The following is an 11988-nucleotide window of genomic DNA, read 5'->3' on the forward strand; positions in this document are numbered from 1 at the left end:
GTGCGGCCGCCACGGCCGGGTCCATGCCGGAACTCCACCTGTCCCGCGGACGATGCCCGGGACCCCATTACGCAGTGAATACTGAAGGGTAAGAAAACAGCTCATGAAGTCGCAGGAGATCACCAAGCGCTGGATCGACTTTTTTGTCAGCAAGGGCCACACGGCGGTTCCCTCCGCCTCACTGGTCTCCAGCGACCCTTCCCTGCTGTTCACGGTGGCCGGCATGGTCCCGTTCATCCCGTACCTGACCGCCCGTGAGGAAGCCCCCTACAACCGGGCCACCAGCGTTCAAAAGTGCATCCGCACCGGCGACATCGAGGAAGTCGGCAAAACCGCACGCCACGGCACGTTCTTCCAGATGTGCGGAAACTTCTCCTTCGGCGACTACTTCAAGGAAGACGCCATCAAGTTCGCGTGGGAGCTGCTGACCACCGGCGTCGACGACGGCGGCTACGGGCTGCCGCCCGAGCGGCTCTGGGTCACCGTCTACGAAGAAGACGACGAAGCCAAGGAACTGTGGCTCAAGAACACCGGAGTCCCCGCTGAACGCATTCAGCGGATGGGCAAGGCCGATAACTACTGGTCCACCGGCCAGCCGGGCCCGGCCGGTCCCTGCTCGGAGATCTATTACGACCGCGGTCCTGCCTACGGCATCGAGGGCGGTCCTCTGGCCGACGAGACCCGGTATATCGAAATCTGGAACCTCGTGTTTATGCAGTACCAGATCGACAACGTCCGCTCCAAGGTCGACTTCGACATCACCGGTGAGCTGCCCAAGAAGAACATTGACACCGGCCTCGGCATGGAGCGTCTCGCGATGATCCTGCAGGGCGTTGAAAACATGTACGAGACCGACCAAGTCCGGCCCGTGATCGACAAAGCCGCCGAACTCTCCGGCAAGGACTACACCTCGGCCGAAACGACCGCGGACCCGCACCACACGGACGACGTCCGGATGCGCGTCGTTGGCGACCACATCCGGTCCGCGCTGATGCTGATCGCTGACGGCGTCAGCCCGTCCAACGAAGGCCGCGGTTACGTGCTGCGCCGCCTGATCCGCCGTGCTGTGCGCTCCATGCGGCTGCTTGGCGTCGAGAAAGCCTGCCTGCCGGACCTGCTGCCGGCATCCCGGGACGCCATGAAGGGCGTCTACCCGATCGTCGAGACCGACTTCGACCGCATCAGCCGGATCGCCTACGCGGAGGAGAAAGCGTTCCTGCGGACCATCGCCTCGGGCACGGCCCGGCTTGAGGACGCCGTCCAGGAGTCCAAAGCCGCCGGCCAGCCGCTGTCCGGCGCCGACGCCTTCGCCCTGCACGACACTTACGGCTTCCCGATCGACCTCACCCTCGAAATGGCCGAGGAAGCCGGGCTCAAGGTTGACGAACCCGAATTCCGCAAGCTCATGCTGGAACAGCGCCAGCGCGCCCAGGCCGACGCCAAGGGCAAGAAGGGCGCCCACGCCGACCTCTCCGCTTTCCAGGAACTGCTGGCCGCCGGCGAAACCGTCTTCACCGGGTACACCGAGCTCCAGGGCGAATCAAAGGTCCGCGGTCTTCTCTCCGGTGGCCGAAAGGTCAACCAGGCCTCCACGGGCGATGAAATCGAACTCGTCCTGGCCGAGACACCGTTCTACGCCGAAGCAGGCGGCCAGTCCGCCGACACCGGGCTTATCACCGGAGACGGCTTCGTCGTCGAGGTCCTGGACGTCCAGCGCCCGATCAAGGGCCTGAGCGTTCACAAGGCCATCGTCCGGGAGGGCGAAATCGGCGCCGATTCAATGGTCCAGGCCGCCGTGGACCGGGAACGCCGCCACGCCGCCGAGCAGGCCCACACCGGCACCCACATCGTGCACGCCGCCCTGCACCAGGTTCTTGGCCCGGAAGCGCTCCAGCGCGGCTCTTTCAACAAGGCAGGTTACCTGCGCTTCGACTTCGCCTGGGGCGAAGGCCTTAGCGCCGCCACGCGCTCCGAAATTGAGGAAGTTTCCAACATCGCCATCCGGAACAACTTCCGGGTCGAAACGAAGGTGATGGGCCTCGCCGAAGCCAAGGAACTTGGAGCCATGGCCCTCTTCGGCGAGAACTACGGCAACGAAGTCCGCGTCGTGGAGATCGACGGCGACTGGTCCCGGGAACTGTGCGGCGGCACCCACGTCGACAACACGTCCCTGATCGGCAGCCTGTCCCTGCTCGGTGAACAGTCCGTCGGCTCGGGAAACCGCCGCGTGGAGGCGTTCGTCGGGATGGACGCGTTCCGCCACCTCGCCGCCGAACGCGCCCTCGTCACCGAACTCACCGAAATGCTCAAGGTCCCCTCAGGGCTGCTCACGGACCGGATCGCCAGCACCCTCGCCAAGCTCAAGACGGCCGAGAAAGAACTTGAGCGGCTCCGCAAGTCGCAGCTCTCGGCCGCTGCCGCGCAGCTCGTCGGAACGGCCACGGACGCCGCGGGCATCGCAGTCATCTCCCACGACGCCGGCCAGGTCAGCGGCGCCGATGACCTCCGCGGCCTCGCCCTGGATCTGCGTGCCCGGCTCGGGTCCGCAGCCAGCGCTGTCGCCGTCGCCGGCGTCAGCAACGACCGCCCGGTGATCCTGATCGCCACCAATGACGCTGCCCGCGCCGCCGGAGTGAAGGCCGGCGCGCTCGTCCGCCTCGCGGCCGGCATCCTCGGCGGCGGCGGCGGTGGCAAGGACGACGTCGCCCAGGGCGGCGGCACCGACGCATCCAAGGTCGGTGCTGCCCTCAGCGCCGTCGTGGATTCCATCACCCGCCGATAACGGGACTCTCCGTGACTGAAGCTGCCGCGCCCCCCGACTACCCCCACGGTGTGAAACTGGGGGTGGACGTCGGAACCGTCCGTGTGGGAGTCGCCGTCTGCGACCGGGATGGCATTTTGGCGACCCCGCTGCGCACCCTGGCACGCAATGCGAAGAAAAACACGGACGTGCGCATCCTCGCGGCACTCGCCGCCGAGCTGGATGCCGTGGAGATTTTCGTCGGGTTGCCGCGGACGATGAAGGGCGAGGAACACGCCTCCGCACGGATGGCCACCGAGTACGCGACGCTGCTGGCCGGAGCCCTCCGGGGCGCCGGATCTAAAGTGCCCGTGCGTCTGGTGGATGAGCGGCTCAGTACCGTAACGGCCCACCGCAACCTGCATCAGGCTGGCATGAGCAGCAGGGATCACCGTAAAGTGGTGGATCAGGTTGCGGCCGCGGGTATCCTGCAACATGCAATCGATATGCAAAAGGCCAGGGGGACGGAGGTCGGGGTCCGCGTCAACGCGGAGCCCGTTCCGGGGCCGGCAGGAGATGGCGCAGCCGCCGAAACGGCGGTGCACGCGCCGGCAGAGCAAGAGCCGGCAGAACACACACGATCCTCGGACCATGGAAGGCTACAGTGAGCCCCGTCAACAGTGATGACTCCGCCGGTGAGGTTTCTGGCGGCGGCCGACCGCTGACTCGCAAGGAGATCAGGGCCAGGGAGAAGCTCCAGACCACCCAAGGGCAAAGCATCATCCCGCCGCAGGCCTTCGAAACCGGCCCGGCCGGGGACCCGACACCGCCGGAGCCTGCGCAGCAGATGCCATCCAAGCCGGAGCCTGCGCGGCCGGAGCCTTCTCTGCCGCAGCCGGCAGACCCGCAGACGATGATGCAGCCTGCGCAACCGCCGGCTGACGCTCCCGGTGAATCCTATCCCGGAGACGCCGGAGACGAGCCGGCGATTGATTCCCGGGACCACCCGCAGGCCGCACCCACGGTGCACGAACCGGAAACCACGGCACTGTATACCGTCGCGGCTGACAATCCGGCCCCGGCAGCGGACAACGGGTACTACGACCACCATGAGGACGCGCCCACTGGCCCGTACGCCGAAACAGAGGCGCATTATGTTTATCAGGACGCCGGGCTCCACCCGGCAGGCACGTACTCACCTGACGGGCAGGCCGGCGTCGAGTATCACGGCGACGACGGAGAGGACCTGATGGCGCGCGCTGCCAGCCGTGCCCCCAAGGGACCGTCCAAGAAGATCCGGCGGCGGCGCCGTTTCCTGGCACTGGTCCTGACCCTGACCCTTTTTGTTGTGGCGTTTTCCGTGGGTTCGCAGTTACTGAAACCCCTGCTCGGGGCCGATGCGGTGGCAGATTACCCGGGCCCCGGAACCGGCGAGGTGACGATCACCGTGCCGCCGGGGTCCGGTGCCAAGGCGGTCGCCGATGAACTGCGCGCGAAAAACGTCGTGGCCAGCGCCGATGCCTTCCTCAAGGATTTCATGGCAGCCGGCGGTGCCCTGAGCCCGGGCGACTTTTCGATGCGCGAAGAGATGAAGAACTCGGACGCCGTCGCGGTTCTGCTGGACAGGGAACAGGGCAAGGTTATGTACATCGCCTTGAGTGCCGGGTTGCGCGTCAACGAATCGCTCCAGGCTATCTCCGAGGGCACCGGAGTCTCCGTCCCCGAACTGACAGCCCTCAGCAACGACCCCGGCCAGTTCGGTGTCCCGAGCCGGGCGAAAAACCTCGAGGGCTTCCTTGCCCCGGGGGAATACCGGTTCCCGCTCGGCACGTCCGCCACGGACATCCTGCAGAAGCTCGTCACAACCACCCTGGACGAACTCAAGGCACAAGGCATCACCGATCCGGCCAAGCAGTATGACGTCGTCACCGTCGCCAGCATCGTGCAGGCGGAAGGCGGCCAGGCCGAGTACGGCGATGTTGCGGGAGCCATTTACAACCGGCTCAAGCCCACCAATACCGAAACCAATGGACTCATCCAGTCCGATGCCACCGTCACGTACGGGCTCGGCATCAGGAGCTTCTACATCGATGAAGACCAGAAGGCCGACAAAACCAACCCGTACAACACGTACGCCAACACCGGGCTGCCTGCCGGACCCATTGGATCGCCCGGCAAGACGGCTATCGACGCCGCCGCCAAGCCCACCTCCAACGACTACATGTACTGGGTGACCATTAACCTGGACACCAAGGAAACCAAGTTCTCCCGCACCCTGGCCCAGCACAACGTCTACGTGGCACAGTACAACGCGTGGTGCAACGACAACCCCGGACGCTGCGTATGAGGCAACGGGCGGCCGTCCTGGGCCATCCGATCGGCCACTCAAAGTCCCCGGCGCTCCATCAGGCCGCCTACGCGTCGCTGACCGCGGAGATCGGCTACACGGCCATCGACGTCACGGCAGCAGCACTGCCGGATTTTATGGCCCGGGTGCGGCACGAAGTAGAAGCCGGAGAAGGCTGGCGCGGGTTGTCCGTGACGATGCCGCTGAAGTCCGCCATGGTCGGCGAGGTCGATGAGGTCCGCGGAGTGGCCCTCGCCCTCGGGGTAATCAACACGGTCGTCTGTGACCGCGGCAGCCGCAGCGACGGTCCGGCCCGCCTGATCGGCTACAACACCGACGTCACCGGCATCGTCAACGCCCTGCTGTACGCGGGCGTGGCACCCGGGCCCGCTTCCGTTGTACTCGGCGGCGGAGGGACAGCGGCCGCGGCCATCGCGGCACTGCAGGAACTCGGCGCACCGTCCGCCGCCGTGTACGTGCGGGACGTGACCCGGGCCGCCGAGGCCCGTGCCGCGGCAGCCATGCTCCGGTTCCCGATCGACGTGTACCCGATCGCCGGTGCGGCGGCCGCCATGGCCGCTGCCGACGTCGTAGTCTCCACCCTGCCGCCGCGGGCAGCGGACCCCCAGGCTGCAGCCCTCATACAGGAACTGGCCGGCCGCTCCGAAGCCGGGACGGCGCCCGCCGTGCCCGGGGTGCTTCTGGACGTTGCCTACGATCCGTGGCCCAGCCGCATTGCCGCGGTCTGGCAGAACGCAGGCGGGACAGTTGTCCCGGGCCTGGAAATGCTCATCTACCAGGCCGTGGAGCAGGTGCGCCACTTCACCGGACTGGATGGCGCCGTACCTGCCGAAGTCATAGATGTGATGTGTGACGCAGTCGGGGCACCCCGGCGGGTGTTCTAAGTGCCGGACATGGCAGGATGGATTGTATGTTGCGTTGGTTGACTGCCGGAGAATCCCATGGTCCGGCCCTGGTCGGAATTATTGAAGGCGTGCCCGCCGGTGTCGAGCTCACCAGCGCCCGGATCGGTGAGGCACTGGCACGGCGCCGCCTCGGCTACGGCCGTGGCGCACGGATGAAGTTTGAGCAGGATGTTGTCACGATCCTTGGCGGCGTCCGTCACGGGCTGACCCAGGGCGGCCCCGTCGCCATCCAGGTCGGCAACACCGAATGGCCCAAATGGGAGCAGATCATGTCTGCAGACCCTGTTGATCCCGAAATCCTGGCCGACCAGGCGCGTAACGCCCCGCTGACCCGGCCCCGGCCCGGCCATGCCGACTTCACCGGCATGCAGAAATACGGCTTCGACGAGGCCCGCCCCGTCCTTGAGCGGGCCAGCGCCCGTGAGACCGCCACCCGTGTGGCCCTCGGCACCGTCGCTGCGGCGTTCCTGCAGCAGCTGGGCATCGAGCTCGTGTCCCACACCGTCTCCATCGCCAGTGTCGCCGTCCCGGAAGGCCGGCCGCTCCCGCTGCCCGGCGACGTGATTGCCCTCGACACCGACCCCCTGCGCTGCTTCGACCGCGAAACATCGGACGCCATGGTCGCTGAAGTCGACATCGCGCACAAAGAAGGCGAAACCCTCGGCGGCGTCGTCGAAGTGCTCGCCTACGGCCTGCCGCCGGGACTGGGCAGCTACGTCCACTGGGACCGGCGCCTCGACTCCCGCCTTGCCGCCGCCCTGATGGGTATCCAGGCGATCAAGGGCGTGGAGGTCGGCGACGGCTTCCTGACGGCCGCGCGCCGCGGCTCCGCTGCGCACGACGAAATCGTCAAAGACTCCGCCGGCAGGATCATCCGCACGAGCAACCGCGCCGGCGGGATCGAAGGCGGCATGAGCATCGGCGACGTGCTGCGGGTGCGGGCTGCCATGAAACCGATCGCCACCGTTCCCCGGGCGCTCAAGACCATTGACGTCAGCACCGGGGAGGCGGCCAAGGCCCATCACCAGCGCTCGGACGTCTGTGCCGTCCCGGCCGCCGGGGTTGTCGCCGAAGCCATGGTCGCACTGGTCCTGGCAGAGGCCGTGGCCGAGAAGTTCGGCGGAGACTCCGTCGCGGAGACCGCCCGGAACATCAAGGGGTACCTGGGCAGCATTCCGGCGTCCCTGGACTCGATCGGGCACTAGTGCGGGCACGGGGTAACGACCGGCCCGGCGCTGCAGGGCAGGAGTTCACGGCAGCGACGCCGATCGTCCTGATCGGACCGATGGCCGTCGGCAAGTCGGCCATCGGACGGCAGCTGGCCAATCACCGGGCCGCAACGTTCGTGGACACCGACGATCTCGTGGTCGGTCAGCACGGTCCCATTGCGGAGATTTTCGCCAGGAGGGGTGAGCCGGCATTCCGCGAGATCGAGGCGCGTGCCGTTGCCCAGGCCATTGAACAATCACTGGGCAACAGCGCCGTCATTTCACTCGGCGGCGGAGCGGTCCTGGACTCGGGCACCCAACAGCTCCTCGGCCGGTGCATGGTGGTCTATCTCGAATGCGACGCCGCCACCGTCGCAGAACGCATCGCGAGAAATTCCGTCCGGCCGCTCCTGGCGGGCGATGCCATTGGCCGGTGGCAGACTCTGTTCGCCGCGCGGAAGCCGGTCTATGAACGGCTCGCCAATCTTGTTCTCGATGTCCGCAGCGGTACCGTTCCTGAGCTGACGCGCCGGCTCGAAAATGCGCTGCAGGGGTACGCCGCCGAGACGGCCGCCGTCGCTCCCATGCCAGCGGCAACAAAGAAAGTTGACTAGTGAATACCGAATCAACCGTCATCAAGGTCACCGGCACCACCCCCGGTGAAAACTACGACGTCGTAGTGGGCCGCGGACTGCTGGCCAGCCTGCCGGCACTCCTGGGGGAGCGGGTCCAACGCGTCCTCGTTATCCACCCGCGCGCGCTGCGCCTCACCGGCGACACCGTCCGGGAAGAGCTGGCCGCGGCCGGATTCAACGCCCTGACTGCCGAGATACCGGATGCCGAAGAAGGCAAACACATCGAGGTCGCCTCCTTCTGCTGGCAGGTTCTGGGGCAAAACGACTTCACCCGCTCCGATGCCGTGGTCACCGTCGGCGGCGGCGCCGTGACCGATCTCGGCGGTTTCGTCGCGGCCACCTGGCTGCGCGGCGTCAAGGTCATTCACATGCCCACCAGCCTGCTCGGCATGGTGGATGCGGCCGTCGGCGGCAAGACCGGCATCAACACCGCCGAAGGCAAAAACCTCGTTGGCGCGTTCCACCCGCCGGCCGGTGTGCTCGCTGACCTTGACACCCTGGACACGCTGCCGAAAAATGAACTCATCTCCGGCATGGCCGAGGTGATCAAATGCGGATTCATCGCCGACCCGATAATCCTGGACCTGATCGAAAAGGACACGGCCGCCGTCGCCGACCCCCGGTCGGCGCTCCTGCGGGAGTTGATCGAGCGGGCCATCAGCGTCAAAGCCGAGGTCGTCTCCGAGGACCTTAAGGAATCCGGGCGGCGTGAGATCCTCAATTACGGACACACCCTGGGCCACGCGATTGAACTCGCCGAACGGTACTCCTGGCGGCACGGGGCCGCCGTGTCCGTGGGCATGATGTTCGCCGCCGAGCTGGCCCGCAGTGTCGGGCGCCTCAGCGACGCCGACGCCGACCGGCACCGCAGCATCCTGGAAAGCCTGGGCCTGCCCATCACCTACCGCCGGGACCGCTGGCAGGCGCTGCTGGACGGCATGCGCCGGGACAAGAAGTCGCGGGGCGACCTGCTGCGTTTCGTGGTGCTCGACGGCGTGGCCAAGCCGGGGATCCTGGACGTCCCTGACACCTCTCTGCTGTTCGCCGCCTACCAGGAAATCGCCTCCTGATGCTCCTGGCCGCATCCTCCAGCGAATGGCCCGAGTCGGGATTTACAGGCATAAAAATCAACCCGGAAAGTCTGCTCCCGGAGGTTGTTAATGCGGAATCGTGCGCCGCGGCCTTGGCTGCATCCACGGATCCCGCAGACCTGATCTACGTCCGACTCGTTGAGGGTCGGACGGCTGAGGCTGCGGAACTGCTGGCCTCGGCCCGTTGCCGGCAGCCGAGCGCGATTCGTCTGCGCCTCTTTGAAGCCGTTCTGCTGCGCATGGCCAACCGGCTGGACGCATCCGCGGAGCTCTATGCCCAGTTGCTGGCTGAGACGCAGGGCACCCTGCAGGAGGCAGCCGTCCTGCAGCACCAGGGCCGCTCGCACTTCGCGGTGGGGAACATCGCCGCCGCCGTGGACAGCCTCGCAGCGGCACTGGATCTTCGGGTGGCCGCTTCCGACGACGCTGCCCTGATCTACGCGTCCACCGTGGCGCTGCAGCGTGCCAGGCATGTGCTCGAACAGGCCAGCTAAGGTCCGTCCGGGGGCCGCGTCGGGCAGGCCTCCCGGGAAACCGGTAGAATAAGTTTTGGATTTTTGATAATACGAGCGGGCATGCCGTTTGGCATGCCCGCCTGACATACCCGGCCGGCAGCTCGACCCCGCCGGAAACGAAACCAGAGGATACAGTGGCAACCACTAACGACATCAAGAATGGAACCGTCCTTAAGCTTGAGGGCCAGCTTTGGAACATCATCGAGTTCCAGCACGTCAAGCCGGGCAAGGGCGGGGCGTTCGTCCGCACCAAGATGCGCAACGTGATGTCCGGCAAGGTCGTTGACAAGACCTTCAACGCCGGGCTCAAGATCGAGACCGCCACCGTCGACCGCCGCGACTACCAGTACCTGTACCAGGACGGCGCTGACTACGTGTTTATGGACACCAGCGACTTTGACCAGCTCACGGTCTCCGCTGCCACCGTCGGCGATGCCACGAACTTCATGCTGGAAAACCAGATGGTGAACATCGCCATCCATGAGGGCAACCCGCTCTACATCGAACTGCCCCCGAGCGTCGTCCTGGAGATCACCTACACCGAGCCGGGCCTGCAGGGCGACCGCTCCTCGGCCGGCACCAAGCCCGCCACGCTCGAAACCGGATACGAGATCCAGGTGCCGTTGTTCGTGGAGAACAACACCCGGGTCAAGGTCGACACCCGTGACGGCAGCTACCTCGGCCGGGTCAACGACTAGTGAGTGCCCGCGGTAAGGCCCGGAATCGGGCCCTGGATGTTCTGTTCGAGGCGGAGCAGCGCTCCCTCTCGGCGTTCGATGTGCTGCGGTCCCGCCGGGAGCAGACCGACCAGATCGTTAACCCGTACACCCTCGAAATCGTTGAAGGCGTCGTCTCCCACCAGGCGGCCATCGACGAATTCCTGGAGACCTATTCGCAGGGCTGGACCCTGGAGCGGATGCCCTCGGTGGACCGGATCATCCTCCGGATCGGCACCTGGGAACTGCTGTACAACGACGACGTCCCCGACGGCGTCGCCGTGAGCGAGGCTGTGGCACTGGCCAAGACGCTCTCCACGGACGAGTCGCCGACGTTCATCAATGGCTTGCTGGGGCGGCTGCAGCAGCTCAAGCCCTCCCTGCTCGCCTAGCGCCTCTGAGCTTGTAAGAACCCCGTTCAGGTCCCCTGAACGGGGTTCTTTTGTTGCCCGCCGGGTCCCTGCGAATCAGAGCAGGCCAAGGGCCGGGTCAGCGCAGGACTGCGTCGCGGAGGACCGCGATGTGGGCGAGCTGGTGCCGTTCGTCGAGCTGGTGGGCCGCCACGTCCCGGCCGCTGAGGACCCGTTGCCGGGTGAACGCAAGCCGGGTTGCTGCGCGCAGGAACGCTTTCATCTGCGGACGCCGGCCGCTGGAGGCGGCCCAGCGCAGCGCCGTGCGGCGGCCGGAAGCGGTGGCCAGTACGTCCACCTCGGAAGCGGCAAACCAGCCGGCGGCAGCGTACTCCCGCAGCCGCTGCCGGGTGAGCCTGTTCTCCGCTACCCGCAGCAGCACGATCACCAGGACCGTGGCCAGGAAAATCGGCACCTGAACAAACAGGTACTGGACCAGGAAGTCCGACCCCATACTGTTCCAGCTGCTGTGCAGCACCATCGCCGGAACGAGCCCAACGCCGAACGCGACGACGGACAGCCCGGGCCCCGCGCGGCGGGCGGCTAAACCGAGGACAAGTCCGGTTGTTCCGGTGAAGATGGCGTGCGCGAAGGGGGACATCACACCACGCAGGAAGAACACTGCCGCGAGCTCCGCCCCGGGTGTGTCCGAGCCTGCGATGGCGCGGCCGAAGTACAGGATGTTCTCGGTGAAGGCGAAGCCACCGGCAATCGTGAAGGCGAACACGACGCCGTCGACGGGCCCGTCAAAATGCTTCCGGGCGAACAACAGGATCAGCAGCAACCCCAGCGACTTGGCGAATTCCTCGACCACGGGTGCCTGGACCGTCGCCGCGAAGGTCGTCGGATCCAGTCCGGCGGCCGGACCCGCGGCCAGCGCGAAAAACGGCTGGATCAGCATCGTGACGGCAATGGACACGACCGCCCCCCACATGAATGCGAAGAGCAGCAGACGCTTCGGTTCGGGTTCCCAACGGTCAATCACAAACACGGCCAGCAGCACTGCCGAGAGCGGGACCAGGGATGCCACGAAGCCCACGACGAAGCCTGCCGCTCCTGTGCGCTGCAGCAGGAACGGCAGCACCATAAACAGGCCGAGGAGACTCAGCACCCCGCCGGCCGCCACCAGTCCGGCCAGGCCGCGGGTGGCGCGTTGTCCCGCGGCCGGATACGCGGGCGGCAGGACGGGCCGGACACCACCGCCGTCGTGCGGGGCCGGCCGGTAATACCGGGGCTCGACCTGCCCCAGCCAGGTGGGGTTGGCCTGTTGGGGAAATGGCGCCCTGCTTCCGGGAGTTCCGCCGGAGTGAGGATAGGACGGCCCGTTATTCGTCATGGACCCAGCGTAGGCGGCAGGCGCCCCGCAGCCCTAGCCAATGTGATGCAGACCGCCAGTCCCG

At 66.5% G+C, this 11988-nt stretch carries 11 protein-coding genes; 10 read left to right on the forward strand and 1 reads right to left on the reverse strand.

The annotated features are described in order from the left end of the window. Positions 1-103: 103 nt before the first annotated feature. The 10 genes from alaS (at position 104) to nusB (ending at position 10570) form a co-directional block, all read left to right on the forward strand. Positions 104-2782, forward strand: a complete 2679-nt coding sequence (gene alaS, locus KY499_RS01690) for an alanine--tRNA ligase (RefSeq protein WP_219886100.1) — start codon at positions 104-106, stop codon at positions 2780-2782. Positions 2783-2793: 11 nt separating this feature from the next. Beyond that, positions 2794-3408, forward strand: a complete 615-nt coding sequence (ruvX, locus tag KY499_RS01695) for a Holliday junction resolvase RuvX (RefSeq protein ID WP_219886101.1) — start codon at positions 2794-2796, stop codon at positions 3406-3408. Continuing rightward, positions 3405-5087 (forward strand): endolytic transglycosylase MltG, encoded by a 1683-nt coding sequence (gene mltG / locus KY499_RS01700; RefSeq protein WP_219886102.1) that lies wholly within the window; start codon positions 3405-3407, stop codon positions 5085-5087. The genes ruvX and mltG overlap by 4 nt, the downstream gene beginning before the upstream one ends. Continuing rightward, positions 5084-5992 carry a shikimate dehydrogenase gene (locus KY499_RS01705; protein ID WP_219886103.1) on the forward strand — a complete coding sequence of 303 codons (909 nt, stop codon included), beginning with the start codon at positions 5084-5086 and terminating at the stop codon, positions 5990-5992. The genes mltG and KY499_RS01705 overlap by 4 nt, the downstream gene beginning before the upstream one ends. A gap of 26 nt (positions 5993-6018) precedes the next feature. Then, positions 6019-7218 carry a chorismate synthase gene (gene aroC, locus KY499_RS01710; RefSeq protein ID WP_123254758.1) on the forward strand — a complete coding sequence of 400 codons (1200 nt, stop codon included), beginning with the start codon at positions 6019-6021 and terminating at the stop codon, positions 7216-7218. Between the two features lie 80 nt (positions 7219-7298). Further along, on the forward strand, positions 7299-7835 hold the full coding sequence (locus tag KY499_RS01715) for a shikimate kinase (RefSeq protein ID WP_219886889.1): 537 nt from the start codon (positions 7299-7301) through the stop codon (positions 7833-7835). Further along, a complete protein-coding gene (gene aroB / locus KY499_RS01720) occupies positions 7835-8926 on the forward strand; it encodes a 3-dehydroquinate synthase (RefSeq protein WP_219886104.1) in 1092 nt (363 codons plus the stop codon). Before KY499_RS01715 ends, aroB begins: the two co-directional genes overlap by 1 nt. Further along, positions 8926-9441 (forward strand): tetratricopeptide repeat protein, encoded by a 516-nt coding sequence (locus tag KY499_RS01725; RefSeq protein WP_219886105.1) that lies wholly within the window; start codon positions 8926-8928, stop codon positions 9439-9441. The genes aroB and KY499_RS01725 overlap by 1 nt, the downstream gene beginning before the upstream one ends. 155 nt (positions 9442-9596) lie before the next feature. Continuing rightward, entirely contained in the window at positions 9597-10160 is a 564-nt protein-coding gene (gene efp, locus KY499_RS01730; protein WP_123254761.1) for an elongation factor P, read from the forward strand. Next, on the forward strand, positions 10160-10570 hold the full coding sequence (gene nusB / locus KY499_RS01735) for a transcription antitermination factor NusB (RefSeq protein ID WP_123254762.1): 411 nt from the start codon (positions 10160-10162) through the stop codon (positions 10568-10570). The genes efp and nusB overlap by 1 nt, the downstream gene beginning before the upstream one ends. Positions 10571-10667: 97 nt before the next feature. On the opposite strand, the gene KY499_RS01740 is transcribed toward nusB, so the two are convergent. Further along, positions 10668-11924, reverse strand: a complete 1257-nt coding sequence (locus KY499_RS01740) for a PrsW family intramembrane metalloprotease (RefSeq protein WP_219886106.1) — start codon at positions 11922-11924, stop codon at positions 10668-10670. Positions 11925-11988: the final 64 nt, after the last annotated feature.

It is taken from the genome of Arthrobacter sp. PAMC25284, from assembly GCF_019443425.1.
Classification (GTDB): Bacteria; Actinomycetota; Actinomycetes; order Actinomycetales; family Micrococcaceae; genus Arthrobacter; species Arthrobacter oryzae_A.